This window comes from Staphylococcus sp. M0911, assembly GCF_003491325.1.
GTDB lineage: Bacteria > Bacillota > Bacilli > Staphylococcales > Staphylococcaceae > Staphylococcus > Staphylococcus warneri_A.
The window spans coordinates 661,343-687,395 of sequence record NZ_CP022881.1; the positions used below are offsets into that span (position 1 = coordinate 661,343).

General features: G+C 32.0%; 31 protein-coding genes. 18 read left to right on the forward strand and 13 right to left on the reverse strand.

Features of this window, described 5'->3' with window-relative positions; all coding sequences use genetic code 11:
- Nucleotides 1-567: 567 nt before the first annotated feature.
- From ssp1_RS12005 to ssp1_RS03065, 5 genes are all read left to right on the forward strand, one after another.
- The gene (locus ssp1_RS12005; RefSeq protein ID WP_240328897.1) at nt 568-1,020 is read left to right on the forward strand and encodes a hypothetical protein; all 453 of its coding nucleotides are present in this window, start codon (nt 568-570) and stop codon (nt 1,018-1,020) included.
- Between the two features lie 57 nt (nt 1,021-1,077).
- Nucleotides 1,078-2,559, forward strand: coding sequence for a helix-turn-helix transcriptional regulator (locus ssp1_RS03050; RefSeq protein ID WP_240328898.1), 1,482 nt, complete (start codon nt 1,078-1,080; stop codon nt 2,557-2,559).
- A gap of 17 nt (nt 2,560-2,576) precedes the next feature.
- Entirely contained in the window at nt 2,577-3,293 is a 717-nt protein-coding gene (locus tag ssp1_RS03055; RefSeq protein WP_075778742.1) for a transcriptional regulator, SarA/Rot family, read from the forward strand.
- Between the two features lie 32 nt (nt 3,294-3,325).
- The gene (locus ssp1_RS03060) at nt 3,326-3,652 is read left to right on the forward strand and encodes a hypothetical protein (protein WP_002450276.1); all 327 of its coding nucleotides are present in this window, start codon (nt 3,326-3,328) and stop codon (nt 3,650-3,652) included.
- Nucleotides 3,653-4,074: 422 nt separating this feature from the next.
- Nucleotides 4,075-4,416, forward strand: a complete 342-nt coding sequence (locus tag ssp1_RS03065) for a transcriptional regulator, SarA/Rot family (protein ID WP_002465419.1) — start codon at nt 4,075-4,077, stop codon at nt 4,414-4,416.
- Nucleotides 4,417-4,774: 358 nt separating this feature from the next.
- Here ssp1_RS03065 and ssp1_RS03070 read toward each other — a convergent pair whose 3' ends face one another.
- From ssp1_RS03070 to ssp1_RS03100, 7 genes are read right to left on the reverse strand one after another with little or no spacing between them, the layout of a single operon-like run.
- Nucleotides 4,775-5,611, reverse strand: a complete 837-nt coding sequence (locus ssp1_RS03070) for an urease accessory protein UreD (protein WP_075778743.1) — start codon at nt 5,609-5,611, stop codon at nt 4,775-4,777.
- Nucleotides 5,611-6,225 carry an urease accessory protein UreG gene (gene ureG, locus ssp1_RS03075; RefSeq protein ID WP_049425413.1) on the reverse strand — a complete coding sequence of 205 codons (615 nt, stop codon included), beginning with the start codon at nt 6,223-6,225 and terminating at the stop codon, nt 5,611-5,613. The genes ssp1_RS03070 and ureG overlap by 1 nt, the downstream gene beginning before the upstream one ends.
- Nucleotides 6,226-6,236: 11 nt before the next feature.
- Nucleotides 6,237-6,926 (reverse strand): urease accessory protein UreF, encoded by a 690-nt coding sequence (locus tag ssp1_RS03080; protein WP_075778744.1) that lies wholly within the window; start codon nt 6,924-6,926, stop codon nt 6,237-6,239.
- On the reverse strand, nt 6,919-7,371 hold the full coding sequence (gene ureE / locus ssp1_RS03085; RefSeq protein ID WP_118828110.1) for an urease accessory protein UreE: 453 nt from the start codon (nt 7,369-7,371) through the stop codon (nt 6,919-6,921). Before ureE ends, ssp1_RS03080 begins: the two co-directional genes overlap by 8 nt.
- A gap of 14 nt (nt 7,372-7,385) precedes the next feature.
- On the reverse strand, nt 7,386-9,101 hold the full coding sequence (gene ureC / locus ssp1_RS03090) for an urease subunit alpha (RefSeq protein WP_002450282.1): 1,716 nt from the start codon (nt 9,099-9,101) through the stop codon (nt 7,386-7,388).
- On the reverse strand, nt 9,101-9,508 hold the full coding sequence (locus ssp1_RS03095) for an urease subunit beta (RefSeq protein ID WP_075778745.1): 408 nt from the start codon (nt 9,506-9,508) through the stop codon (nt 9,101-9,103). The genes ureC and ssp1_RS03095 overlap by 1 nt, the downstream gene beginning before the upstream one ends.
- Nucleotides 9,509-9,521: 13 nt before the next feature.
- Nucleotides 9,522-9,818, reverse strand: coding sequence for an urease subunit gamma (locus tag ssp1_RS03100; RefSeq protein WP_118828111.1), 297 nt, complete (start codon nt 9,816-9,818; stop codon nt 9,522-9,524).
- Between the two features lie 268 nt (nt 9,819-10,086).
- On the opposite strand from ssp1_RS03100, the gene yut reads away from it, so the two are divergent.
- Nucleotides 10,087-11,001, forward strand: coding sequence for an urea transporter (yut, locus tag ssp1_RS03105; protein ID WP_075778746.1), 915 nt, complete (start codon nt 10,087-10,089; stop codon nt 10,999-11,001).
- 51 nt (nt 11,002-11,052) lie between these two features.
- On the opposite strand, the gene ssp1_RS03110 is transcribed toward yut, so the two are convergent.
- From ssp1_RS03110 to ssp1_RS03125, 4 genes are read right to left on the reverse strand one after another with little or no spacing between them, the layout of a single operon-like run.
- Nucleotides 11,053-11,742 (reverse strand): amino acid ABC transporter permease, encoded by a 690-nt coding sequence (locus tag ssp1_RS03110; RefSeq protein ID WP_075778747.1) that lies wholly within the window; start codon nt 11,740-11,742, stop codon nt 11,053-11,055.
- A 12-nt stretch (nt 11,743-11,754) separates the two neighbouring features.
- Nucleotides 11,755-12,438 carry an amino acid ABC transporter permease gene (locus ssp1_RS03115; protein WP_075778748.1) on the reverse strand — a complete coding sequence of 228 codons (684 nt, stop codon included), beginning with the start codon at nt 12,436-12,438 and terminating at the stop codon, nt 11,755-11,757.
- A 4-nt stretch (nt 12,439-12,442) separates the two neighbouring features.
- Nucleotides 12,443-13,300, reverse strand: coding sequence for an amino acid ABC transporter substrate-binding protein (locus tag ssp1_RS03120; RefSeq protein ID WP_080496617.1), 858 nt, complete (start codon nt 13,298-13,300; stop codon nt 12,443-12,445).
- The gene (locus tag ssp1_RS03125; RefSeq protein WP_075778749.1) at nt 13,297-14,046 is read right to left on the reverse strand and encodes an amino acid ABC transporter ATP-binding protein; all 750 of its coding nucleotides are present in this window, start codon (nt 14,044-14,046) and stop codon (nt 13,297-13,299) included. The genes ssp1_RS03120 and ssp1_RS03125 overlap by 4 nt, the downstream gene beginning before the upstream one ends.
- A 154-nt stretch (nt 14,047-14,200) precedes the next feature.
- On the opposite strand from ssp1_RS03125, the gene ssp1_RS03130 reads away from it, so the two are divergent.
- The 5 genes from ssp1_RS03130 (at nt 14,201) to ssp1_RS03150 (ending at nt 18,911) form a co-directional block, all read left to right on the forward strand.
- Complete coding sequence (locus ssp1_RS03130) at nt 14,201-15,346, forward strand: acyl-CoA dehydrogenase family protein (RefSeq protein WP_075778750.1); 1,146 nt, start codon at nt 14,201-14,203, stop codon at nt 15,344-15,346.
- Between the two features lie 119 nt (nt 15,347-15,465).
- Nucleotides 15,466-16,386 (forward strand): ABC transporter substrate-binding protein, encoded by a 921-nt coding sequence (locus ssp1_RS03135; protein WP_118828112.1) that lies wholly within the window; start codon nt 15,466-15,468, stop codon nt 16,384-16,386.
- 142 nt (nt 16,387-16,528) lie between these two features.
- The gene (locus ssp1_RS03140) at nt 16,529-17,467 is read left to right on the forward strand and encodes a nucleoside hydrolase (protein WP_075778752.1); all 939 of its coding nucleotides are present in this window, start codon (nt 16,529-16,531) and stop codon (nt 17,465-17,467) included.
- A 69-nt stretch (nt 17,468-17,536) separates the two neighbouring features.
- Complete coding sequence (locus tag ssp1_RS03145) at nt 17,537-18,085, forward strand: biotin transporter BioY (RefSeq protein ID WP_118828113.1); 549 nt, start codon at nt 17,537-17,539, stop codon at nt 18,083-18,085.
- A 70-nt stretch (nt 18,086-18,155) separates the two neighbouring features.
- Nucleotides 18,156-18,911 carry a GNAT family N-acetyltransferase gene (locus ssp1_RS03150; RefSeq protein WP_107533126.1) on the forward strand — a complete coding sequence of 252 codons (756 nt, stop codon included), beginning with the start codon at nt 18,156-18,158 and terminating at the stop codon, nt 18,909-18,911.
- Between the two features lie 22 nt (nt 18,912-18,933).
- Here ssp1_RS03150 and fdhD read toward each other — a convergent pair whose 3' ends face one another.
- On the reverse strand, nt 18,934-19,740 hold the full coding sequence (gene fdhD, locus ssp1_RS03155; RefSeq protein WP_075778755.1) for a formate dehydrogenase accessory sulfurtransferase FdhD: 807 nt from the start codon (nt 19,738-19,740) through the stop codon (nt 18,934-18,936).
- Between the two features lie 182 nt (nt 19,741-19,922).
- On the opposite strand from fdhD, the gene modA reads away from it, so the two are divergent.
- The 5 genes from modA (at nt 19,923) to ssp1_RS03180 (ending at nt 23,666) form a co-directional block, all read left to right on the forward strand.
- Entirely contained in the window at nt 19,923-20,705 is a 783-nt protein-coding gene (gene modA / locus ssp1_RS03160; RefSeq protein WP_075778756.1) for a molybdate ABC transporter substrate-binding protein, read from the forward strand.
- Between the two features lie 12 nt (nt 20,706-20,717).
- Nucleotides 20,718-21,389, forward strand: coding sequence for a molybdate ABC transporter permease subunit (modB, locus tag ssp1_RS03165; protein WP_075778757.1), 672 nt, complete (start codon nt 20,718-20,720; stop codon nt 21,387-21,389).
- Entirely contained in the window at nt 21,390-21,995 is a 606-nt protein-coding gene (locus ssp1_RS03170) for an ATP-binding cassette domain-containing protein (RefSeq protein WP_075778758.1), read from the forward strand.
- Nucleotides 21,996-22,134: 139 nt separating this feature from the next.
- Entirely contained in the window at nt 22,135-23,139 is a 1,005-nt protein-coding gene (locus tag ssp1_RS03175) for a ThiF family adenylyltransferase (protein WP_107536072.1), read from the forward strand.
- Between the two features lie 23 nt (nt 23,140-23,162).
- Nucleotides 23,163-23,666 carry a MogA/MoaB family molybdenum cofactor biosynthesis protein gene (locus ssp1_RS03180; protein ID WP_075778762.1) on the forward strand — a complete coding sequence of 168 codons (504 nt, stop codon included), beginning with the start codon at nt 23,163-23,165 and terminating at the stop codon, nt 23,664-23,666.
- 106 nt (nt 23,667-23,772) lie between these two features.
- On the opposite strand, the gene moaC is transcribed toward ssp1_RS03180, so the two are convergent.
- On the reverse strand, nt 23,773-24,261 hold the full coding sequence (moaC, locus tag ssp1_RS03185; RefSeq protein ID WP_075778760.1) for a cyclic pyranopterin monophosphate synthase MoaC: 489 nt from the start codon (nt 24,259-24,261) through the stop codon (nt 23,773-23,775).
- A 61-nt stretch (nt 24,262-24,322) separates the two neighbouring features.
- Between moaC and ssp1_RS03190 the strand changes: the two genes are divergently transcribed.
- Both ssp1_RS03190 and mobB read left to right on the forward strand, forming a co-directional pair.
- Entirely contained in the window at nt 24,323-25,582 is a 1,260-nt protein-coding gene (locus tag ssp1_RS03190; RefSeq protein ID WP_075778761.1) for a molybdopterin molybdotransferase MoeA, read from the forward strand.
- Nucleotides 25,579-26,049 (forward strand): molybdopterin-guanine dinucleotide biosynthesis protein B, encoded by a 471-nt coding sequence (mobB, locus tag ssp1_RS03195; protein ID WP_002450303.1) that lies wholly within the window; start codon nt 25,579-25,581, stop codon nt 26,047-26,049. Before ssp1_RS03190 ends, mobB begins: the two co-directional genes overlap by 4 nt.
- Nucleotides 26,050-26,053: the final 4 nt, after the last annotated feature.

Here is a 26,053-nt window from a genome sequence, read left to right on the forward strand (position 1 = left end):
GTTTTTAAGTAATTGAATTCGTTCTTAACGACAAGCAATACTTTACCAAAAAAAATTGGATTTGTGGGCGTTGTTATGGATTTGTAATTTTTTGCTAATATTGTTACACAACTTAAATTAAAAATAATAGGGCAAAGATTTTGTTAAAATATGATGGTTAAGCTATTTATTGAATGAAATTAAAATATTACGAAAAAATGTGTTACATATCTGTAAACTTACAGAAAATTTAAATTGTATTATATTTTAAAGGATGAATAATAAATTAAAGCGTGGGACAACATCATTTAATATTACATGTAAAAAGTTTACTAGTCTTGATAATATGATTGGCCTCATCAAGGGATAAAATATATAGAAAAATGGATAAAGTAACAATTAGTCTAAAACATGCTATTTTAATATAAATAAAAATTGATATAATTTTTAAAAGAATTGATACTATAGGATGTTAAATCAGTATAAAATTGACTGTGAAGATAGAGGTTATCTAATTAAGAGATATTTATTAAATCAATACATAAAGTTATATGGATGATGTTATTGTAAGCAGCGTGAGGAAACAACATGATAGAAAACTATTCAGTCCGAATATTTCAGAATTTAATTATAAATAATAGCAAAGAATCAAATATCAAACTTATTTATTGGTTAAAAGGGACAGGTAAAATGTTCATTAACTTAAAAGAATATGAGTTATGTCCTGGGCGTGTTTTACTCGTTATGATGAATGATGTATATCAAATTAAAAGTGAAAACCAAGCTATAGCATGCTTAATAGAAGTTTCAACTAAGGATTTCTTAAGATTCGTAACCCACCGTACAAGATTAGAAGGTGGAGAAATACAAACGGCGAATTACTCGAAAATTATTGATTTAATAGCAAAGCTAATTGAATTAAAATGTATAAACCAAACAGAAGAAATAATGATTGATAAAGTTATCAAATACTTATGTATTGAATTATGCTCAATCGCCTCAGATATAAAGGAAAAGCAAGGCGTGTCACTCATTTCATAACCTATTCATAATTATTTAGTAGACAACCACTCAAGAAAAATAAATAAAAATGAATTAGTGAATGCAACAAATGTGCCAAGCCATCAATTAACTCAAATGTTTCAACATACACCTTATTATAGTTTTAACCAATATTTAAATCATATTAGACTTAAATTTTGTTTGATTGACATTTTATCAACAGATCAATCAATCGAGTATATTGCTATAAAACACGGATTTAATCATTATTCTAGGTTTATAAAGCTATTTAAAGATGCTTACGGTCAAACTCCCAAATTAATTAGAAAACAATATATAGAGACGTCTATCTCTAATAATCAAACGAAAGAAATTAAATTGGACGAAAGTATATTAAGACTTTTAAACCACGTTAATAAAGATAAACAATATACATCTATGTTCATCGATATTGACTTTCCATTAAATCAACAGTGTAGGGCGGTTGTCCCATATCACTTGTATATAGAAGTAAATAAATTAATGACACTTAGTCATTTTGATTTGTTGAAATTAAAAGAAAAATTGAATTATAGATGTAATCCTATTCATATCATTATAGAAGTCGAATTCAATTTACTTATAAAGCAAATTAAAGTATTTGAAGGTCATTTAAATCAACTTTTGAAGATGCTAAATGATGTTAATATGATTCCCGTTTATAAAATTAAAACAGAACAGTCAGAGAAATTGACTTCATTGGAAAAAATAGCTATCCAGAAATTGATTAAAATATTGTTTAATATAACGAGGCGTTTTAAAAATGAAAAATTAGAATTTTTAATTCAAGGGTGTAATATTGATGGAATTAAAACGTTTAAACAATTATTGCATTTATATTTTGATGATTATCTATTAATTTGGGCTCCTAATAACCACCACTTAAAGCAGCTTCATAGAGTGGAAAGTCTAGTGGATATGATTATGGTACCTTTAAATCATATGAGAGAGTTAAATTTAAATAACAATGAAAATTTAATGATTAGCAATTTAATACAGGATAATCATACAAGTTTTATCAAACAATCGGATTTTAAACATTTTAAGGAAATTTTTAATCAACTAAAAAATATTAATTCTGTTTATTTACATTGGGATGATATAGACATGAAAGATATACAACCATCTCAAATTACAAGCGCGCTTTCTACTTTATTTTTATTAGATGCATACAATCAATTGCGTGGTAATGTTATTTATGAGAATGATTACTTGATAGTGTCACATTATAGAAATGAATATCAGTGTATTGCACTCTTAGATATACCTATGACTAAAAATCCTAATATTGATGTTGTTCAATTAAATTTCGCAAATATAACTAATATCAATCATGCTGAAATTAACATGATAGACTATCAAACTTTTATGAAGTCAACTAAAGGAGATAGGCAATTAATCACCAGTGAGGTAAAAACAGAAAATTTATATTGGATTGGTGAAATTTGTAAAAGAGAAACAGGCGAAAACATTATACAACTTCCAAGTATAGCAATTGTTCATATTAATATTTTAGTTAATGACGTATGGCTGGTATGAAAAGGGGAAGGTTTATCATGTCAAATGTAAAAATAGAGCTCTTTATTGCACACTACATGATTATTAAAGGAGCAAATGATTATTTAAAATATTCATACCATTTAACACTTGATCATATTAAATTACTTTATTTCTTAGTCAACGAGAATAACAACGAGAAATATATTGATCTTAACCATCTTACACAGTTCGAACAGAAAACAAAGATACTACAAATGTTAAAATACTTATACCAACATCATTGGATATTGAAAGAACGTAAGGATGAAGACCAGCGCAAACTGAGTATTACCATAACTGAATTACAAAAAGAAAAAATACATTTTTTGTTTAGTGAACTACTTGAGATCATCAGTTCTAATCAATTAATAATAAATGCTAGAACAAAACATTCTATTCAGTATTATATAACCTGTAATGAAATGATGAGTTATATTAATCAATGCCTAAATGAATATAATCTTACAATAGAAGAACTATATGTGTTAGCGACTTTACTTATTAATGAAAATGAAATGACGATAAAGTATATGAGATATCAAACGCAAAGAGGCGTTGGATCTTTAAGTCCAAATATAAAAAAATTGAAACAAAAAGGGTATATAATAAAAGAAAGATGTGTTGAAGATGAACGGTCTATCATACTTAAAATAAAACATTGTAATATGAGCTTAGTAGTTTCTATTATCGAATCATGTTACGAAATTTTAAAAGAGGGAATTAATGATATATAAATAGGTGAGTAAAAGATAGAAGGAGTTTGTGTATGATTTTAGATAATGTCAATCCTAATGATTTATTTCCAACAGAGAAGAAAGGTCCTTCAGTATTAGGAATTATGGATTACCAAGTTCAAGGACAATCTCAATTTGAGGGTGCATTTATAGCTACATCTGAGCGTTTAATTATGAATGTAGATATGAATGGTCAATTCTATTATAGAAATATTGGTTACGATGAAGTTAACAATATTGAATTCGATGGTGAAACAATTTTATTTGAGTTTAATATTGGCCAAATTCCAATGCATGATTTTAAATCTAACGATGTTCAAGCGTTTGTAGATTTCGTAAAAGAAAAAATACAAGCTTAATCGAACATATTTATGAAGTATTTGAATTAGATATTAACAATACTGTTAATTATATATAACGATATGCCATTACAATTCGCATTATTATGGCATATCGTTATTTTTATATTTATATTGCTTGCCAATTTATTATTTGTAAAAAACCAACTAATCAAATAGGAATTATAAAATATTTAAAATATACACTTTCAGAATAAGTGGTAAAATTGTGATATATTTAATTTAATAACCTTGAAAAAAGTTAAATAAATGTTTGAGAAAAGAAATAAATATATAAATGCAAATTCGAGTAATAAAATTATTGAATTTTTAAACTTGTTTGTTTAAAATGAACTTTGTAACATGGGTGGAGATCAATTCAGTAAGATGAAATTATGTGAACCTTGCTACAACAAGATGTGCATCAGAGGAGTGGTTTTAGAATGGCAAAAATAAAAAATATTAATGATTTAGTTGACGCTACATTTCAAGTGAAAAAATTCTTTAGAGATACTAAAAAGCAATATAATCTTAACTATGAAGAAATTTATATTCTGAATTACATATTAAAAAGTGAATCTAATGAAATATCGTCTAAAGAAATTGCAACATGTTCTGAATTTAAACCATATTACTTAACTAAAGCATTACAAAAATTAAAAGAGTTAAATTTATTATCTAAAAAGAGAAGCGTGCATGACGAACGTACAGTAATAGTTTTTGTGACAAAAGAACAAAAGGATAAAATTAAGCAACTCATTGATGAATTAGAACAATATATCTAAGTGACTTGTTTTATTATATTTTATATTTAATGGTTCAAATTCAGATAATTAATTGTGATGGAAAGTAAGTTTTGGAATTGAGTAAGAAAGTGGAGCATTAGTTGTTACGCTTTTATCGTGTAGCTAGGGAATTATAGGTGTTTATCATTATAAACTTATTGGAAAATGGGTGTGTTTCAAGGTTAATGAATGTTTTCTTATTGTAGATACGATAAAAATGATCCATTAACCACAAACTGAATAGCATCTTAATTACATAATTTAGCTTCGCCCCTTATTTTTCAAATAAAGAAAGGCTTGGTTACCAAATGGCAACCAAGCCTTTTTAAATTTTAATCATTTTGACACTTGATTCATATTAATATTTTCTTAAGAAATTTAAATTTCTATCATACAGCATATTAGCGATATAAGCTTGAACTGTTTCAAGGATCTTTTCAATATACTGTGTACGGTTAGATAAAATTCTAATCGATAGCCCGTGTGTTGGTAATTGTGAAATGCCAAGTCGACAATTTAATTCTTTCTCAAAATGTTTAATTTGATCATAAACCTCATCGATAAATCTTTGATTTACATTAGGATGAATAAAATAAGCTGATCCTAAATGAGTATAATTTTCCATATAACCAATAGAATCTATTGAATTTTTTTCAGGGTTTAACATAAGGTTGTCATAAGTCACTAATTCATCATCAATGTATATTTCATTTACTAAATGCATATATTTATAAGAAAAATTTTTATCTTCTGATGAGTAGCCAGGTGTAAGGATATCGGTATAAAACATGGCACTTGTTTGATCTAAGTCAAAGCGATTGTGTTGATAAAATTTAGCATTTTCATATGCAATAATTGGATCTGCAATATATTCCATGTATGCGTTTGGTTTTAAATGGAATGTTTGATATTGTTCAACTCGGTCGTTTAATGTTTTATAAATTTTGGTTGCACCTTGAGAAGTCAACGTGACACTTGCATTATCTTCAATATTGAAATTCATTGAATAACGGTCACCGTCTAGATAACCGCCACCTACGTTGACAATATAGAAAGTAGGGATGTTTGATCCGTTTAAATATACAGGACGAATAACCTTTAATGCTTTTTCAAAAAAGATATCACGTGCAACTGAACGACTGCCATTATTAAATACGGTTAAATCAAGTTGACCTGTCCAAGCTTGTTGAGACATTACGATAATCCTTTAAGTAATGTATCTCGTTCAATCCACTCAATCACTTCATCAAGACCTTCATCTGTTTTCAAGTTAGTAAACGCGAATGGTCTGTCGCCTCTAAATACTTTTGTATCTTCAGCCATTTGTTCTAATGACGCGCCAACATGTGGTGCTAAATCCGTTTTATTGATGATGAAGAAGTCTGATTTAATCATACCTTGTCCACCTTTACGAGGGATTTTTTCACCTTGAGCTACGTCAATGATATAAATTGAAAAATCAACAAGTTCAGGACTGAATGTCGCTGCTAAGTTATCGCCACCAGATTCAATAAAGATTAGTTCAATATCATCATTACGTTCTAATAACTCATCAATAGCAGCAAAGTTCATAGAAGCATCTTCACGAATTGCTGTATGAGGGCAACCGCCTGTTTCAACACCGATAATTCTATCTTCAGGTAAGACACCTGTATTAACTAAGATTTTTTCATCTTCTTTTGTATAAATGTCATTTGTTATAACGCCGATACTCATGTCTTTAGCTAAACGTCTGACTACTTTTTCTATTAATTGGGTTTTACCTGCACCAACAGGACCACCAATTCCAATTTTAATTGGTTCAGTCATACTGATACCTCCTATGAAATAAAGATTCTTACATTAACATTTTCATGTTCCATTTGGTTTAATTCTAAACCAGGTGCTGTCATACCAAAGTCGCTTTCATCAAGTGATAAAATATGATTTCTCGTTTCTTCTATATATGACACCATTTGTGTAACCACTTTTTGACCCGCTGTTTGTCCTAAAGGGATAGCTCTCACTGCATTTTGTGTTAAACTTGATACATTTTGATAAAGGTAATAATCAATGATTGTTTCTATATCAACACCTAAGTGATAGCCAAGCATAGTGAAGCAAATAGCTGGATGTAATTTGGCTTTTTTATTTTTCATTTGTTCATGATACCAATTAATCCATTCGCTATCGTATAATTCCATCGCTAATTTTACCATACGAGTTCCCATTTGTTTTGCACCAACACGTGTTTCTTTAGGAATACTTTGTACGAATATAAGTTGATCCATACGTAAAATCTTATCTAAGTCATTTGCTTCAAGAGCTTCATAAACGATTCTCATCGCAAGACCATCCGAATACGTTAGTTGTTCATTTAAAAATAGTTTTAACCATTGCACAAAAGTGACATCATTATTGACTGATTCACGTTGTATATAGGTCTCTAATCCGAATGAATGGCTGAAAGCACCCGTCGGAAATTGTGAATCACAGAACTGAAATAAACGTAAATTTTGATGATCAATCATGAGAATGACCTATATGTCTAAATGCTTGATTTACTTTTCTATCTTCGTGACTATATGGAATGCCTAAAGATTTTAGTAAATCTTCAACAAGATAGTCATATTGAACTAACATTTCAGTTTCTGTGAACTGTGCTGGTAAATGACGGTTACCAAGTTGATGGGCGATATCTCCCATTTCTTTTAAATTACGTGGTTTAATCACTAATAAATCTTCAGAATTAACATCTACGATAATCATATTGGTTTCATCTTGATATAAAATATCACCATATTGTAAGTCGATAGGTTGTTTTAATCGGATACCTAATTCGTTACTGTGATCTGTTTTAACACGTTGAATACGTTTAACTAGATCAGAATTTTCTAGATAAACTTTCTCAACATGCTTATTTTTTTCTTCAGCTGATAAATTGGCTATATTGCCTTGAATCTCTTCGATAATCATTAATTTGCATCCTCCTAGAATAAGAAGTATCTTTGAGTTAATGGTAACTCAGTTGCTGGTTCACTTGTAATTTTTTCCCCATCAACATAAACTTCATATGTTTGTGGATCAACATCTAATTTAGGTGTCGCACTGTTATTCTTCATATCTGCTTTAGTCAAGTTACGGATATTTTTAACAGGTCTTACCATACGTTGTAAATTAAGTTGTCTGTAAATACCATTTTCATAAGCAGTATTAGACACAAATGTCATAGCTGTATGAGTAATATTACCGCCATATTGTCCATACATTCTACGATATTTCATAGGTTCTGAGGTTGGGATAGAACCATTAGCATCACCATTAACTGCTACATTTATTAAACCGCCTTTTACTACAAGCTCAGGTTTAACACCAAAGAAAGCAGGATCCCATAATACTAAGTCAGCTAATTTACCAGATTCAATTGAACCAACATAGTCAGAAATGCCATGTGTAATAGCAGGGTTAATTGTATATTTCGCAATATAACGTTTAATACGATTATTATCGTTATACTCTGAATCGCCTTCTAATGGACCACGTTGTTCTTTCATACGATGAGCAGTTTGCCATGCACGAGTGATGACCTCACCGACACGTCCCATCGCTTGTGAGTCAGAACTAATCATACTGAAAACACCCATATCTTGTAATACATCTTCAGCAGCAATGGTTTCTTTACGAATACGTGAGTCTGCAAATGCAATATCTTCTGGAATTGAAGCATTTAAATGGTGTGTAATCATAACCATATCTAAATGCTCATCTACAGTATTATGTGTATAAGGTAGTGTAGGGTTAGTAGATGAAGGTAAAATATTTGAATAAGAAGCTGATTTAATTAAGTCTGGTGCATGTCCGCCACCAGCGCCTTCAGTATGATACATGTGTAAGACACGATTATTGACAGCTTTCATTGTATCTTCCATAAATCCAGCTTCGTTTAATGTATCGGCATGAAGTGCAATTTGAACATCGAATTCATCTGCTACGTCTAACGCATGACTTAATGCTGATGGTGTAGCACCCCAGTCTTCATGCACTTTTAAGCCAATGACACCCGCGTGTATTTGTTCGATAAGTGCTGTATGATTGACTGCTTGACCTTTACCTGTGAAACCAACATTGATAGGTAATGCTTCTGCAGCTTCTAACATACGATGAATATGCCAAGGGCCAGGTGTTACAGTTGTTGCTTTTGCACCTTCTGAAGCACCAGTACCACCACCGATATGTGTTGTAATACCGCTTTCTAAAGCAACTTCGGCTTGCTCAGGATTGATAAAGTGAACATGAGTATCGATACCACCAGCTGTTACGATTTTTCCTTCAGCAGAAATGATATCTGTTGTACTACCGATGATGATATTCACATTATCCATAATGTCTGGATTACCCGCTTTACCGATTGCAAAAATATAGCCGTTTTTAATTCCGATATCCGCTTTAACAATCTTGTCATAATCGATAATCATTGCGTTCGTTAAAACTAAATCGGCTACATTTTTATCATCACGAGTTACGTTAGGATTCTGTGCCATACCATCACGAATAGATTTCCCACCACCGAAAGTAGCTTCGTCACCATAATTAGCATAATCTTTCTCAACTTCTGCAAATAGGTTAGTATCACCTAATCTTACTGCGTCACCAACGGTTGGACCGTATAAACTTGTGTATTGTGATTGTGTCATTTTAAAGCTCATTATTTCGTACCACCTTTTTTATTGACATTATCATGGCCTTCGTCATTGAATACACCTGCATATTTATCGTCTTCGCCAGTTGGACGATATACACGGGAACCATCGATTGGACCATTTACAAATCCGCGGAAGCCATAAATTCTACGATTACCTGCATACTCTACAAGTTGGACTTGTTTGACATCTCCAGGTTCAAATCTGACAGCTGCACCAGCAGGAATATCTAAATGTTTACCGTAAGCTTTGTTGCGTTCAAAGTCCAAAGCTAAGTTAGCCTCAAAAAAGTGGAAATGTGAGCCTATTTGAATAGGGCGATCTCCAGTGTTTTTTACTTCAAGTACCGTTTCTGGTGAATTTGGATTAATTTCAATATCTGTATTTTTAATTCTAATTTCTCCAGGAATCATATTAACGTCCTCCTTAAACTATTGGATGATGGACAGTGATTAATTTAGTTCCATCTGGGAATGTTGCTTCGATTTCAGTAATCATACTTGCAACACCATCCATTACATCTTCTTCATTTAAAATTGTTTTACCAAAGCTCATTAATTCAGCTACTGTTTTTCCATCTCTTGCGCCTTCTAATAATTCGTCACTAATTAAAGCCAGTGCTTCTGGATGGTTTAGTTTAAGGCCTCGTGCTTTTCTGCGACGAGCAACTTCTGCAGCCACAACAATCATTAATTTATCTTGCTCTCGTTGTGTAAAATGCAAAATAATCCCTTCTTTCAAATATTTATAATTGCAAAATAAACTTGCAAATTTTATATTAGGACGATTTTTAATAATTAACAAGTATAATGAGTCGATAAGTTTCAAATTTTAAATAAAAGGCACAAAATATTTGATTTTTAGAATGCAATTATAAAAACATTTAATTTTATTAATACGCATATTATATAAAAAGAGTAAATAACATATTTATACACATTTTTTAAAAAGTGATGTATCATGATAATTATGAAATTAGGGGGCATATGTCATGAAAGCAGTAAGTATTATTTTAAAGAATATATCCCAAGTGTTATTAATTAATAATCATTACACAGGATTATTAGTGTTAATTGCTTTATTTATTGGTAATTGGAAAGTGGGATTAAGTGCACTCGTTGGAAGTATAATCGCATATGTATTAGCGCCACATGTTAACTATTCCGAACAAGAAATTAATGATGGTTTAGCGGGTTTTAGTCCAGTGTTAACTGCCATTGGATTAACATTATTTTTAAACGAAAATTGGGCAGGTATTTTGATAACGGTAGTAGCTACTGTGTTAACTTTACCAATTGGTTCAGCTATTAGAGAATGGTTAAAGCCTTATGGTATAGCAATGTTAACAGCACCATTTGTTATTGTAACTTGGTTTGCTATTTCAATATCAGAACAAGTGAGAGCGGTCAAAACACCGTTGAATATTATTCCGGGAACTGTAGAATCCATTGTGAAGAACCATAGTTCTGAACATGTAAATATCATTAAAACCACTTTAGAAGGATTTAGTGAAGTGTTTATCTTACCTAGTATATGGGCAGGTTTGCTCATATTAATTGGGATCTTAATCGATTCTAGAAAAGCAACGGTATATGCCATTTTAGGTAATGTACTCGGTTTTGTTATTGTAGCTATGTTAGGTGGTAACGTGAATGACATTAATCAAGGTTTATTTGGTTATAATTTAATATTAACAGCAATAGCATTAGGTACCACATTCAAGACGAGTATCAATACATATTTCTCAACATTCCTCGGTTTATTATTAACTGTTTTATTGAATTTAGGTTTGAATACAATGCTTGAACCCATTGGTTTACCATCATTGACGATGCCATTTATTCTAGCAACATGGATCATGTTATTTGCTGGTCGTCCTCATAGAAATCTCGAGAACAAAAATTAGTTAAAAAACTCTGGTGCACGCTTATTAAAAAGCGTGTTCCAGAGTTTTATTTTATGACACTAAATAATGGGTTGTATGGTGTTCTAACTTATGGAAGATGAGCTCAATAATAATCGCTAATGCCCAATAAAATATTGCAGCGACAGTATAAACTGGTACAAATTGATAGCCTTCATTAGCCATTTCAGTACTAATTGCCATTATTTCTGTTACTTGGACAGCAAAAGCAAGGGAAGTCCCTTTTAATAACATAATAAATTGGTTTTCAATATTAGGTAGTGCATATCCAAATGCTTGTGGAAATACAATACGTCGATAAACATTCCATTTTGATAATCCTACAGTTTGTGCGGCTTCAATTTGCTTTGTATCTACTGAAAGTAAACCACCTTTAATTGATTCGGATAAGTAAGCCGTTGCATGTAATGAAAAAGTGATAGCTGCAATCAATAAAGGAGGGACCATATCTGGATTCATAGATGTATGACATATGGCGTTAAACAAAAGAATGAATGCTGGGACGCCATAATAAAACACAAATAATTGTACTATTAATGGTGTACTTCTAAAAAATGAATTATAGATAACTACAAATTGAGATAGTACAGGAATTTGATGTAAACGAATCAGAGCAAATATGGATCCAATTAGTATACCTACACACATGGCAATTAAAGTTACTGCTAAAGTGTTAGGTACACCTTTTAAAACTTCAATAATAGTATGGAAAATAAAAGTCACTTGAATGTCCCCCTAAACTTGATAAGGCTTTTCTGAAATTTTACTGATAATTGTAAATGTTCCCTGAATAATTAATGCAAGTAACCAATAGATAATACAAATCACAACATATACTTCTAACATACCTAACCCATAATTATTTCCAATAATCAGTTGAACTTGTCCCATCATATCTATAATGCCAATAGTGAAAGCTAATGATGTATCTTTTATGAGTTCAATGATTTGAGTTGTTAAATTGGGTATGCTGTTTCTTAATGCTTGCGGTATAATGATATCCTTTAAGATTCTTGGATAACTTAATCCTACTGAAAGCCCAGCTTCAATTTGACGATAATCTACCGATACATAACCTGCTCGAAATACTTCAGATAAATAGGCTGCACTATGTAGACTGAATGCTAAAATAATAAAAAATAATCGATCGAAATGATTAATATTGATATGAAATATTAATAGAAATTGAGGTAAGGCAAAGTAAACTAAAAATAATTGAAGAAGAAGTGGTGTACTTCTCATAAATGATTGATAGACTCTTACACATGTTGATAGATAGGGCACTTGCTTTATACGAATCATAGTAAGTATTAAACCTAATATAGTGGATAATATGAGTGCGCATATTATCATGACTAAAGTAATGGGCAATTGTTGGACAACTTGTTTAAATAAATCTAACCATTGTGTAGCAGACATTTAGCTATTTCACCTCCAATTGATCTTTGTGATGATTGATCTTGTTTAAATCATCGAACACATTGATATCAAAGTATTTTTGAGATAATTGTTGAAGCTTGCCTTCTTTTTTTAATTCACGTGTCGCTTGATCGATATCATCATGTAATTGTTGGTTATCTTTATTGTAAACAATATGAAGCGGTTCTTTTTTTACGATGCCACCAATCTTAACGTCTTCGTGAACTTTGTCTTGAACAGCTTTATATGTATTCCAATTTAGAAACATAGCGTCACGACGTCCATTACCAACCATCTTCAAGTTGTCACCGTTAGAAGGTGATTGAATCGTATCTATATCTATCTTTTTATCATGAGTCTGATTATATTGCTTTAATATTGAAAATAAACCGCCACTCGGAGCCATAGGTGTTAACCTTTTTTGAGTTAAGTCACTGAGTTGATGTATATCATTATTCTTCTTATTAACTGCGAGCATAGGTAGTGCGTAACTATACGGCACATCTTGGTATAAAAACTGCTTCTCTCTTTCAGGCGTTTTAAAGAACCAATTAATGCCCATATCAAACTTTTTAGAACCAATACCTACTAAATTAGATTCTTCTTCGCCAACCTCATATTTAAAATCATACTGCGGTAATTTCTTTTCTAATAGTTTCATATATTCCATATCTAGCCCTATAAAATGATTGTTTTTATCGGTATACAGATAGGGTGGGTTAACTTCAGCTGAAAGTGCGACTTTAACTTCTTTGGGATGTGATTTCGTTGCGTGTTGTGCTTTGTCATTTGAGCATGAATAAAGAAGAGAGACACTTAATATGAGAATGGTTAATATGAAATACATTCTAATATGTTTCAAGTTGCATCCTCCTCTGTTTTAATTCGTTGAATAAAACGTTGGATGCGTTCGTTACTTGGTTGGTGTAGTACATCGTTAGGTGTGCCTTGTTTAATTAATTCTCCGTTATCAATAAACAAAATTTGATCGGCAATCGCTTGTGCAAAGCTAATTTCATGCGTCACTATAACCATCGTCATACCTTGTTGTGCGATACTTTTGATTAAGTTTAAAATACTTTGAATAGACTCAGGATCTAATGCTGAAGTAGGTTCATCTAATAGTAAGACTTTGGGCTTAAGTGCAAGTGCGCGTACGATGCCTACACGTTGGCTTTGACCTCCGGAAAGTTGAATTGGGTATTTATCCTTATGTGCAATTAAATTAACCATACGCAAATGTTCTTCAGCAATATGTATAGCTTGCTTTTTACTCTTACCTTGGCCATAAATAAGACCTTCAGTTATGTTTTCAAGCACAGTTTTATTTTTAAATAGTTGATAGCTTTGAAAGACCATTGCTGATTGTTGTCTCAGGTGTGAAATATCTTTTTTATTGTGTTGCTCGACATTGAACTGGCACTCATCAATTGTGATTTGTCCTTTTGAAGGAATAGCAAGAGCATTCAATGTACGGAGTAAAGTGGTCTTCCCAGAACCACTTGGACCTATAATAGCTGTCACTGTTCCCCTTTGCTGTGAAAAATTAATATCTTTAAGCACTTGATTTGAATGGTAAAAATGAGATAAATGTTCTACTTTGATCAAGTTGCTAACCTCCCTTTTTCATTAAAATTAACTTATCACATTAATTCTTATCGGTAAAGTAGGAATTCTGTGATTTCGGTACTTTTAATTAATAATGTCGAGTGTTAAACTAAGAATAATTAAGCTAAAAGTAATACGTTAATGAGGTGAAGAAATGGGACAATCATTATTAATCCAAACTGAGTTGCAACGAAAATGGATAGAAAAATTTAAATCAGTAGAAGATCAATTTAAATCGTATGTAGAAAACAATGATATTGAATCACGTTTTCCATATGAAAATGTACAATGGCTTATTGATGAAGGATATACATTATTAACCTTACCTAAAGCATATGGTGGTGAGGGTGGAACAATTGAAGATATGGTGATACTACAAACATATTTAGCAAGTATTGACGGTGCAACTGCACTATCTATCGGTTGGCATTTAAGTGTAGTTGGTCAGCTTTATGAACAACAAATGTGGGCACAAGATTTGTTAGATGAATTTGCTGAAGAAGTGAAGAAGGGTGCACTTGTTAATCGTGCAGTGAGTGAAGCAGAAACTGGTAGTCCTACACGAGGTGGTCGTCCTGCTACAAACGCAGTCAAAGTAGATGGCGGATATGTCTTAAATGGTGTCAAAACTTTTACATCAATGAGTAAGGCGTTAACACACTTTGTGGTTGGTGCTTATGTAGAAGAACTAGGACAAGTGGGTTTCTTTTTGGTTCCTAGAGACTTTGAAGGCGTAGATATTGCTGATAATTGGAACATGATAGGTATGCGAGCAACTGAAAGTCATGATTTAGTATTAAATGATGTGAAGATACCTGAACAATATTTTGTAGAACATCAACGTAAGCCATCATTGAATGGATGGATATTGCATATTCCAAGTGTATATTTAGGTATTGCTCAAGCAGCAAGAGACTATGCAGTAGATTTTGCAAAAACATATAGTCCTAATAGCATAGAGGGAACAATTGCTGAAATTCCGACAGTACAACAAAATCTAGGTAAAATGGAATCACTTTTATTATCTGCAAGACATTTTCTATGGAGTACTGCTCATGGATATCAATTATATGAGAAAGATACGGATATTTGGAATGAAACTTCTGCAAGTAAAGTCCTAGTACTAAATCAAGGCTTGGAAGTGGTAGATTTAGCGATGAGAATTGTTGGTGCTAAGAGTCTGGAGATGGAGAGACCACTACAAAGATATTATCGTGACATGCGAGCAGGACTTCATAATCCACCAATGGAAGATATGGCATATACTAATATAGCTAAAAGTATTACTGGTTTAATGTAAGTTAGGTTGACATTCATTGTAAAATATCAAATTAATTATTATAAAATCTTATTGTAAAACTACATGCAATCTTGTATAATTTTAATGAAATTGATAATCGTTTTCAATAGGAGGAAAATATGAAAAAATTATTATTACCTATAATAGCACTAGTGTTGTTATTAGCTGCATGTGGTAACAATTCAGGGAATGGCTCTAAAGAGTCTGATAAAAAGGCAGAAACAAAATCTTACAAAACGGATGATGGGAAAAAAATTGATATTCCTAAAAATCCAAAACGTATTGCTGTTGTTGCACCATCATATGCTGGTGGCGTAAAAAAACTAGGTGGTAACGTTGTAGCAGTAAGTAACCAAGTCGATCAAAGTGATGTTTTAAAAGACAAATTCAAAGGTGTTACTAAAGTTGGTGACGACGATGTTGAGAAAGTTGCCAAAGAAAAACCAGATTTAATTATCGTATTAGATCAAAATAAAAATATAAAAAAATACAAGAAAATTGCAGCAACTGTTCCATTTAACTATGCAAAACACAATTATTTAGAACAACAAGAGGAATTAGGTAAATTACTAGGTAAAGAAGATGCAGTTAAAAAATGGGAAAAAGAGTGGAAAAATCAAACTGCTAAAGATGGTAAAGAAATCAAAGATAAAATTGGTAAAGATAAAACTGTAACCATTTTTGATGAATTTGATAAGAAATTATATACTTACGGCGATCATTGGGGCCGTGGTGGTGAAATTCTTTATCAAGCATTTGGTTTAAAAATGCCTAAAGCAGTTGATGATTTAACTAAAAAAGCAGGATTTGCTGAAGTAAAACAAGAAAAAGTTGATAAATACGCTGGCGATTACATTGTTTCAACAAGTGAAGGCAAAGCGACACCAGCTTATGAAAAAACTAATATGTGGAAAAACTTGTCGGCAGTTAAAAATGATAAAGTCATTAAAGTGAAAGCAGAAACATACTGGTACAATGATCCATACAGTTTAGACTTTATGCGTAAAGATTTAAAGAAAAAATTAATGGATACTAATTAATCAATATCAATAAAGATGAAGTTGAGTCATGGTCGATGGCTCAACTTCTTTTTATTCTTTTGTGTAATCTTTGTAATTATTAGATATAATGAAATAGCTCATAATTATAATATGTTTAAATACAATTAAAGGAGAATCATCTATGAAAAAAGTTTATTTTAATCATGATGGTGGCGTCGATGATCTAGTATCATTATTTTTACTTATACATATGGAGAATGTAGAACTAGTAGGAGTTAGTACAATTGGAGCAGATTGTTACTTAGAGCCATCTTTAAGTGCATCTATAAAAATAATTAACCGTTTTTCGAAGCAAAAACTTGATGTTGCACCATCTTATGAAAGAGGCAAAAATCCATTTCCAAAAGATTGGAGAATGCATGCTTTCTTCATGGATGCATTACCTATTTTAAATGAAAAAGTGGCCAGTGCTGAGTCAAAAGAAAACACACTTGAAGCTTATGAAGATATTATAGATAAACTTAAAAAAGCAGAAGATAAGCTCATTCTACTATTTACTGGACCATTAACAGATTTAGCAAAGGCTTTAAAAACTGATCCAACAATCGAAAATAAAATTGAAAAACTTGTTTGGATGGGCGGAACATTTCTAGAAAAAGGGAACGTTGAAGAACCCGAACATGATGGCACTGCAGAATGGAACGCTTTTTGGGATCCAGAAGCAGTTAAAATAGTATTTGATAGTGAAATTAAAATAGACATGGTTGCACTAGAAAGTACAAACCAAGTCCCATTAACTTTAGATGTAAGACAACGTTGGGCTGATGAGCGTCATTTTACAGGTATTGATTTCTTAGGTGTTAGTTATGCAGCAGTCCCACCATTAACTCATTTTGTTACTAATTCAACGTATTTCTTATGGGATGTACTTACGACAGCTTATGTTGGAAATCCAAAATTAACTAAATCAGTAAAACTAAATGTAGATGTAATTGCTCATGGTCCGAGTCAAGGTAGAACTGTTCAAAGGGATAATGGTAGAGAGATTAATATGATCAATTACGTAGAACGCAATAAGTTCTTTAACTATATAGGCGATTTAGCAAAACGAGCAAAATAATGTAAACTATATATTCACTTAGGTTTACATTAGTGGTATAATCATCTTCATGTAAGGAGGATGAACATATTGAGTACAAAAGATTTAGTATACACAGCACTAATGGCTGCAATCATTTGTGTTTTAGGATTAGTCCCTGGGGTTCCGTTACCAATCATGCCAGTTCCAATTGTATTACAAAATATTGGTATATTCTTAGCAGGTATCATTTTAGGTAGAAAATTAGGTACATTATGTGTAGTTATCTTTTTATTATTAGCTGCAGTAGGATTACCAGTTTTATCTGGTGGACGTGGCGGTATAGGTGCATTTGCTGGTCCATCTGCAGGATTTTTATTCTTATATCCATTTGTTGCTTTCTTTATCGGATGGGTTAGAGATAAATATTTACATAAAATCAATTTTATTATCTTATTCGTTGTGACTTTAGTGGTAGGCGTTCTTGGGTTAGATATTTTAGGAACAATCATTATGGGATTCATTACAAATATCCCAGTAAAAGAATCTATTAAATTATCGTTAGCATTTATGCCAGGTGACATTATTAAAGCGATCATAGCAAGTTTAGTAGGCGCAACGATTTTGAATCATTCTCGATTCAAACAGTTGATTAAATAAAATGACTGTAAGACAATGTTTCATATAAGAAAGATAAACGATTCTAATTATCAACAGGGATGGGATAAGGATGAAACATTTGACGATATCAGACATTTATTTAGAAGGAAATATGCTATCAGAAGATGCACGTAAAACCATTTATTTAACACCGACTGATGCACTGCAATATTCCAATAATACATGGTTATATCATCAGTGTCCGACACAAGTGCAATGGCTAACAGATATTGAAACTCAAAAAGAAATGCATGTTGCACAAGGATCTGACCATTTATCCTTCTATTTCCCAGAAAATGAGTATCTTAATGAAGCTTGGTTTGATTTATTTAAAGAACTAGGATTTAAATTGGGTGTCTTAGAATTTTATCTGATAGAAGGACATGATTTAGCTCAATTAAACAAAAGAAATGACGTCACATTAGTCAAAGTTAATAAGGGGAACTTGCAAGACTATCTTGATATTTATTATCAATTTTCTTTACCATTTGGTAAAAAATTTGCGGAACAAAGCGTTAAGAATGTTAAACAAAATTTTAATACTAATAGAGCAACACCAATGATTAGCTATTTAAACGCTCAACCTGTTGGTATTGTAGACATCATTGAAAATAAAAACTCGGTTGAAATAGATGGTTTTGGTGTCTTAGAGGACTACCAAAGAAAGGGTATCGGACAAACGATGCAATCATTTGTAGGTGAACTAGCCGGTGACCGACCAGTGATGTTAGTTGCCGATGGTGAAGATACAGTTAAAGACATGTATTTGAAACAAGGGTATGTCTATCGTAGTTTTAGATATCAAGTTTTAAAAGAAAAAATATAACAATAGCTGCTAAAGATTCGACTTATTCGGTAGAATCTTTAGCAGCTTTAATACGTTCAGGGTGGCTATATATATTGAAATTACCATCTCTAATAAAACCTACTGCTGTGATGTTTAAATCATGTGCAAGTTGAATCGCAAGTGTAGTAGGCGCTGACTTAGATAATATAACACCCACGCCAATTTTAGCAGCCTTGATTAAAATTTCTGACGAAATACGACCGCTGAATATTAAAACTTTATTTCTAACAGGTATATGGTTTTGAATACAAAAACCATATAGCTTATCTAGTGCATTATGACGTCCAATATCTTGTCGATGTTCAAAAAATGCATCACCATCACTAATTGCTGCATTATGCAAACCACCTGTTTGTTTGAATATCGTACTTGCACTTTGTAAACGAGTCATCATATTCAATACTTGTTGAGGTGTGATTGTAATTTTAGAAAGCGATGTCTTAGCAGTAGCGGCATCATTTTGAAAATAAAATTCGCGACTTTTACCACAACATGAAGCAATCATGCGTTTAGTGGAATACTCGAAGCGGTCATTTAGAGACTTTGTTAATTCGACATGGGCAAAGCCTTTGCTATCATCAATTTGAATGGACTTTAATTCATCTTTTTTTAATAAGGCACCTTCAGAAGCTAGAAAGCCCAAAACTAATTCTTCCATATTAGTAGGGCTACAAATAACAGTGGCAAATTCTTCGCCATTTACCATAATAGTTAATGGGAATTCAGTTACATATGTGTCAACACTTTCCTTTAGTTGTCCATTTTCATATCGTACAATATTTTGATTAGATGATATATCTCTATTCATATCTTTACTCCCTTTATCTCTATAATTAATATATTAAAGGGTTAATGATATATTTTAAATTATTATGTACTATAGAATTAAGAAAAGGTTGAAATTAATAATTGCTATCAAATGTTTACACGAAAATGTCATAATAAATTATATATAACTTGAAGTATAATAGAGATTAAGGAGGTTCTATAATGAAATATAAAAGTATTTTTGTAATGATGTTAATGAGTTTACTTGTGTTAGGAGGATGTTCGAATTCATCTACTGACAATGGTAAAAAAAGTGACAAGGCTGATAATGGTAAGAAACAGGAATTACAAATTTCAGCAGCAGCAAGTTTAACAGATGTAAGTAAAGAATTGAAAAAAGAATTTGAAAAAGAACATAAAGAGGCGAAAGTTGACTTCAACTATGGCGGTTCAGGTGCCTTAAGACAACAAGTTGAATCAGGTGCACCTGTTGATGTCATTATGTCAGCTAATACCAAAGATGTTGATATCTTGAAAAATAAAAAGAAAGCACATAATACATATAATTATGCTAAAAATAACTTAGTACTTATTGGTGAAAAAGACAAAGACTATCATTCTGTTAAAGATTTAAAAGGAAATGATAAATTGGCTTTAGGCCAAATCGAAACAGTACCAGCAGGTAAATATGGTAAACAATATTTAGAAGAAAACAACTTATGGAATACTGTTAAGGACAAAGTCATTTATGCAAAAGATGTTAAACAAGTGTTGAATTATGTACAAAAAGGTAATGCGCAACAAGGATTTGTATATAAAACAGATTTATATAAAAATAAGAAAAAAATTGATAATGTAAAAGAAATTAAACAAGTGAAGTTATCAAAACCAATCACTTATAAAGCGGGAGCTACTTCTGATAAAAAATTAGCTAAAGAATGGATGGACTTCTTAAAAACAGATAAAGCTAAACAAATTATCAAAGACTATCAGTTCTCAGCATAGGAGTTGTCTTTCATGCCTGACTTAACTTCATTCTGGATATCTATCCGTATAGCAACAATGAGTACGATCATCGTCATGATATTAGGTATCATAGTATCTAAATGGCTATACCATCGTAAAAAGCGATGGGTAAAAATAGTGGAGAGTTTCATCTTATTACCTATCGTCTTAGCGCCAACAGTGATGGGGTTTATATTACTTATTGTTTTTTCACCACGAGGAATTATAGGTCAATTCTTCAATAATATATTACATTTGCCAGTAGTATTTACACTAACAGGGGCGGTTATCGCTTCAGTGATAGTAAGTTTTCCGCTTATGTACCAACATACGATTCAAGGCTTTAATAGTATTGATAAACGTATGTTAGATACTGCACGTACAATGGGCGCAAGTGAAAGTAAAATATTTTATCGTATTGTACTTCCGTTATCGAAACGCTATATATTATCTGGTATCGTGATGAGCTTTGCGAGAGCAATTGGAGAATTTGGTGCAACATTAATGGTAGCAGGTTACATTCCTAATAAAACAAATACATTACCATTAGAAATTTATTTCTTAGTAGTTGAAGGTAAAGAAAATCAAGCTTGGCTTTGGGTCTTAGTACTTGTAGCATTCTCTATTGTAGTCATCATGACGATCAATTTAATGAATTATGATAAATTCAGGGAGCGTGATTAAATGTTGAAAATTGACATCTCACACAAGATTAATCAGCGCAATATTGAGATTCATATAAATGATGATGCTCCTAAGATTTATGCTATACAAGGACCATCTGGAATAGGGAAGACTACTATATTAAATATGATTGCGGGTCTAAAAAAAGCGGATCAAGCTGAAATTGAAGTGAATCAACGATTGCTTACTAGTACATCTAAACGAACACAGATGAAAATTCAACAGAGATGTATTGGTTATTTATTTCAAGACTATCAATTATTTCCACATCTAACGGTGGAACAGAATATTACTTTTATGGCACAATATTCCGATCATATCAATTATGTTATGGATACACTTAACATTACACATATAGTTGATCAATATCCTATCACATTATCTGGAGGGGAAGCACAATGTGTAGCATTAGCTCGAGCATTAAGTATTAAACCCGACTTATTACTTTTAGACGAACCTTTCTCTAGTTTAGACGACAACACTAAGAGAGAGAGTATGAACCTAGTCCATAAAATTTATGAATTATGGAACATACCAATTATTTTTGTTACACATTCAAATGAAGAGGCACATACGCTTGCTGATGAAATAATAATGATTTCTTAAACTTAATGTAAATCATTTTGGCGAAACTATATTTAGATGATATTCATCATTATAGTTTCGCTTGTTTTATGTATGGTTTTTGTCACTTTGTCCAACAAGTTTTATAATAGAAGCAATACTATTTAAGGGAGATTCAAAGATGAATCAAGAGAGATATTCAAGGCAAATCTTATTTAAACATATTAAAGAAGAAGGACAACATCTTATTGGTCAAAAACATGTCATGGTTGTAGGTATGGGTGCATTGGGAACTCATGTGGCAGAAGGTTTGGTCCGAGCAGGTATTCAACACCTGACAATCGTTGATCGTGATTACATTGAGCTTAGTAATTTACAGAGACAAACCTTGTTCACTGAACACGACGCAAAAGATATGTTACCAAAAGTCATTGCAGCTAAGAAGCATTTAGAAGCGATTCGTCATGATATTGTTATTAATGCTTATGTATCACATGTTGATGCATACTTTTTAGACACCTACACAACGCATATCGATTTAATCATTGATGCAACTGATAACTTTGAAACACGACAACTCATTAATGATATTGCATATCAAAAATGTATACCATGGATATATGGGGGTGTTGTTCAAAGTACATATGCTCAAACAACCTTCATACCTGGCAAGACGCCTTGTTTTAATTGCTTAGTCCCACACTTGCCTTCAATCAATTTGACTTGTGATACAGTCGGAGTTATACAACCTGCTGTAACAATGACAACTAGTTGTCAACTTGTTGATGCTTTAAAAGTTCTAACCAATCAGACCACAGATATCAAATTGAAATATGGTGATATTTGGGAAGGTTACCATCATGCCATTGGTTTTAAAAATATGCAAAATGATACATGTCCGACTTGTGGAAAAACACCTCATTATCCATTCCTGAAGAATAGACAACGTCAATATACAACGTTATGTGGAAGAGATACAGTACAATACAATAATTCGATGATTTCCCAGGAAATGTTAGAAAGATTTTTAAAGACGCATCATATTCAATATAAACAGAATCCATATATGATCGTTTTTTCATTCAATGGTTATCGTATCGTTGCATTTAATGGTGGAAGATTACTTATTCACGGTATGAATAACCCTAATGAAGCTACAAAATTAATTAATCAATTATTTGGTTAATCATTGTTAGGAGGACTTAAATGATGCATACAAATGTAAAATTAGATAGAAATATAGAAGTTGCAGTACTTACAGTTTCAGATACTAGGAATTATGAAACAGATAAGGGAGGTCAACTGATACAAACGCTATTAAAAGACGAGAATGTAAATATCAAAAAGGAAAATTATCATATTGTAAAAGATGATCAAGAGGCTATCTACAGTCAATTACAAACATGGTTACAACAAAAACATATTGATGTCATTATAACAACTGGTGGTACAGGGATTGCGCAAAGAGATGTAACTATTGAAGTTGTGCGACCTTTATTAGACAAAGAAATTGAAGGATTTGGAGAACTGTTTAGGTATTTAAGCTATACAGAAGATGTAGGTACGAGGTCATTATTATCAAGAGCAGTAGCAGGCACACATGATAAAACATTGTTATTTGCGTTGCCTGGATCTACAGGTGCCATTAAATTAGCTATTAACAAGCTTATTAAACCTGAACTTAATCATTTGATACATGAAGTAACGAAATGAAAATAAGTAGGCTGGGACGTAAATTTTTAAATTTAAATCTTATATTGTCAGTAGTTGACTCTATATTATTTATGTCCCATTGCCTCTCTTAACTATTGAATTTAAACTAATTTGATCGATGATAATCGCCTGATTTTCCACCGGATTTAGATGTTAGATAAGTTTGGCCTATTGTCATTCCCTTATCAACTGCTTTGGTCATATCATAGATGGTTAAAGCTGTTACAGAAGCAGCAGTTAAGGCTTCCATTTCTACACCAGTTTTACCTGTTGTAGATACTGTAGCTTGAATGTTCAGTTCGAAATGATTTAACGATGTTGTATTCCATTCAAACGAAACATCTATACCCGTTAATGGAAGCGGATGGCACATTGGAATAATCGTTGAAGTATTTTTAGCAGCCATAATTCCAGCAATTTGTGCAGTATTTAATACGTTACCTTTAGCGTTCGTATTTTGAACAATTTGTTGATAAATTGTTTCATTCACTATAATACTTGAATGTGCAATAGCTGTTCGTTTAGTAACTTCCTTATTAGAAACATCGACCATTTTAGCGTTACCTTGTTGATTAATGTGTGTAAATTCTGACATGTTAATCCTCCTTCTTATCGACACAAGTATATCATGAAAAATTATTTATGGAGATGATCATATGACATTTGAAAAAAGAAGTCCAATTCCTGTAAAAGAAGCTATTCAACGAATTGTAAATCAAAATATTCGTTCAAATAAGACCACTGTGGCATTAGAAGAAAGTATTGGGCATGTATTGGCGAATGACATTATAGCTACCTATGATATTCCAAGATTTGATAAGTCACCTTATGATGGGTTTGCAATTAGAAGTAAAGATTCTATAGGTGCTAGTGGTGAGCATAGAATTAAATTTAAAGTGATAGATCATATTGGTGCTGGTTCAGTGTCGCAAAAAGAAGTTGGGCAACACGAAGCGGTACGTATTATGACAGGTGCACAATTACCAAAAGGCGCAGATGCAGTGGTGATGTTTGAGCAAACAGTTGAGGAAGAAGATACATTTTCGATTAGAAAATCTTTTGAACATCATGAGAATGTATCCTTAAAAGGTGAGGAAACACAAACAGGTGACATTGTATTAACAGCTGGGCAACGTATTAACCCAGGTGCTATCGCAGTCTTGGCAACTTATGGTTATACTGAAGTTGAAGTTTATGAAAAACCTAGTATCGCAGTTATCGCTACTGGTAGTGAATTGTTAGAAGTTGGTGATAAACTTCAACCAGGTAAAATTAGAAATTCAAATGGACCTATGATTAAAGCACTAGCTGAACAACTTGGTATCAACGTAGGGTCTTATCAAATACAACAAGATGATTTAAAAAGTAGTATTGAAGTTGTTAAACATGCAATGGAGAAACATGACATGGTCATTACGACAGGTGGCGTATCTGTTGGAGATTTTGATTATTTACCTGAAATTTATCGAGCTTTAGATGCCAATGTATTATTTAATAAAGTCGCTATGCGTCCAGGTAGTGTAACAACCGTTGCCGTAGCTGATCAAAAATATTTGTTTGGTTTATCAGGTAATCCGTCTGCATGTTTTACAGGATTTGAATTATTTGTGAAACCAGCGATGAATCATATGATGAATGCCAAAGCGATGTATCCTCAAATTGTGAAAGCAACACTGATGGAAGATTTTACTAAAGCAAATCCGTTTACAAGATTTATACGAGCTACTGCAACATTAACTTCTGCTGGTGCAACTGTTGTACCTTCTGGTTTTAATAAATCGGGTGCAGTAGTAGCCATTGCACATGCAAATGCCATGATTATGTTGTCAGGAGGGACACGTGGATTTAAACAGGGACATACTGTTGATGTTATACTCACAGAGTCAGCGGCTTACGAAGAGGAATTAAATATATGATATTACAAATGATTGGATATAAAAATGTTGGAAAAACGACATTGATGACACATGCAATATCATTTTTAAAAGAGCGAAATTTTAAAGTTGCAAGCATCAAACATCATGGTCATCAAGGTGAAGATATTCAATTACAACATCAGCACGTAGACCATATGAAACACTTTCAATCTGGTGCCGATCAGAGTATTGTACAAGGTCATGCCTATCGTCAGACAGTCACTAGATCGACTGAACAAAGCCTTTCTAATATTATTAAGGAATCTGTTACAATTGATTGTGATGTTGTTTTAGTTGAAGGCTTTAAACATGAAAATTATGACAAGATTATTGTTTATGAGAATGAAAAACAATTACGTGAGTTAAATCATTTAAACAATATATGTTATAGGATAAAATTAAATGAACCAAATGCTTATCAAAAATTTGATGAATGGTTAATAAATAAAGTAACACATAAGGATTGAGCAA

Excerpts from the sequence above, each read along its gene's own strand:
- ssp1_RS03170 (WP_075778758.1), top strand. The coding sequence starts at position 21,390 with ATGTTGAAAATTGACATCTCACACAAGATTAATCAGCGCAATATTGAG.
- ssp1_RS03095 (WP_075778745.1), bottom strand. The coding sequence starts at position 9,508 with ATGATTCCTGGAGAAATTAGAATTAAAAATACAGATATTGAAATTAAT.
- ssp1_RS03135 (WP_118828112.1), top strand. The coding sequence starts at position 15,466 with ATGAAAAAATTATTATTACCTATAATAGCACTAGTGTTGTTATTAGCT.
- yut (WP_075778746.1), top strand. The coding sequence starts at position 10,087 with ATGAAAGCAGTAAGTATTATTTTAAAGAATATATCCCAAGTGTTATTA.
- modA (WP_075778756.1), top strand. The coding sequence starts at position 19,923 with ATGAAATATAAAAGTATTTTTGTAATGATGTTAATGAGTTTACTTGTG.
- ureE (WP_118828110.1), bottom strand. The coding sequence starts at position 7,371 with ATGATTATCGAAGAGATTCAAGGCAATATAGCCAATTTATCAGCTGAA.
- mobB (WP_002450303.1), top strand. The coding sequence starts at position 25,579 with ATGATATTACAAATGATTGGATATAAAAATGTTGGAAAAACGACATTG.
- ureC (WP_002450282.1), bottom strand. The coding sequence starts at position 9,101 with ATGAGCTTTAAAATGACACAATCACAATACACAAGTTTATACGGTCCA.
- ssp1_RS03080 (WP_075778744.1), bottom strand. The coding sequence starts at position 6,926 with ATGATTGATCATCAAAATTTACGTTTATTTCAGTTCTGTGATTCACAA.
- ssp1_RS03190 (WP_075778761.1), top strand. The coding sequence starts at position 24,323 with ATGACATTTGAAAAAAGAAGTCCAATTCCTGTAAAAGAAGCTATTCAA.
- ureG (WP_049425413.1), bottom strand. The coding sequence starts at position 6,225 with ATGACTGAACCAATTAAAATTGGAATTGGTGGTCCTGTTGGTGCAGGT.
- ssp1_RS03130 (WP_075778750.1), top strand. The coding sequence starts at position 14,201 with ATGGGACAATCATTATTAATCCAAACTGAGTTGCAACGAAAATGGATA.
- ssp1_RS03070 (WP_075778743.1), bottom strand. The coding sequence starts at position 5,611 with ATGTCTCAACAAGCTTGGACAGGTCAACTTGATTTAACCGTATTTAAT.
- ssp1_RS03140 (WP_075778752.1), top strand. The coding sequence starts at position 16,529 with ATGAAAAAAGTTTATTTTAATCATGATGGTGGCGTCGATGATCTAGTA.
- ssp1_RS12005 (WP_240328897.1), top strand. The coding sequence starts at position 568 with ATGATAGAAAACTATTCAGTCCGAATATTTCAGAATTTAATTATAAAT.
- ssp1_RS03115 (WP_075778748.1), bottom strand. The coding sequence starts at position 12,438 with ATGTCTGCTACACAATGGTTAGATTTATTTAAACAAGTTGTCCAACAA.
- ssp1_RS03055 (WP_075778742.1), top strand. The coding sequence starts at position 2,577 with ATGTCAAATGTAAAAATAGAGCTCTTTATTGCACACTACATGATTATT.
- ssp1_RS03150 (WP_107533126.1), top strand. The coding sequence starts at position 18,156 with ATGAAACATTTGACGATATCAGACATTTATTTAGAAGGAAATATGCTA.
- moaC (WP_075778760.1), bottom strand. The coding sequence starts at position 24,261 with ATGTCAGAATTTACACACATTAATCAACAAGGTAACGCTAAAATGGTC.
- modB (WP_075778757.1), top strand. The coding sequence starts at position 20,718 with ATGCCTGACTTAACTTCATTCTGGATATCTATCCGTATAGCAACAATG.
- ssp1_RS03175 (WP_107536072.1), top strand. The coding sequence starts at position 22,135 with ATGAATCAAGAGAGATATTCAAGGCAAATCTTATTTAAACATATTAAA.
- ssp1_RS03060 (WP_002450276.1), top strand. The coding sequence starts at position 3,326 with ATGATTTTAGATAATGTCAATCCTAATGATTTATTTCCAACAGAGAAG.
- ssp1_RS03065 (WP_002465419.1), top strand. The coding sequence starts at position 4,075 with ATGGCAAAAATAAAAAATATTAATGATTTAGTTGACGCTACATTTCAA.
- fdhD (WP_075778755.1), bottom strand. The coding sequence starts at position 19,740 with ATGAATAGAGATATATCATCTAATCAAAATATTGTACGATATGAAAAT.
- ssp1_RS03180 (WP_075778762.1), top strand. The coding sequence starts at position 23,163 with ATGCATACAAATGTAAAATTAGATAGAAATATAGAAGTTGCAGTACTT.